Below are 242 nucleotides of genomic sequence, written 5' to 3'. Positions count from 1 at the left end.
CCAGGTGGAGCCCGGGCCGGAGCTGGTCTGCGGGGGGTCGGGCCAGGGCGGCGAGGTGGCCACCGCCGAGGGGTGAACCGGTCCCGGGGCCGGGGACGGGCTCGCTGACCACGGTGACCACCGGCGCAGACGGCTGGGCGGTGGCCACCTCGCCGCCCTGGCCCGACCCCCCGCAGACCAGATCCGGCACGGGCTCAACCTGGTGCACGCGTCCAGCCGCGGAGCCGTCACGACCCACGACG

At 78.1% G+C, this 242-nt stretch carries 1 pseudogene; it reads right to left on the bottom strand.

The window, feature by feature from the left end:
• Window positions 1-190: pseudogene (locus tag AC0I8G_RS26115) on the bottom strand (hypothetical protein); the annotation flags it as partial.
• Window positions 191-242: the final 52 nt, after the last annotated feature.

It is taken from the genome of Kineococcus sp. AC630 (genome assembly GCF_979255925.1).
Note: the sequence above shows the minus strand (reverse complement) of the source record. Positions and strands in the feature narration are given on the sequence as shown.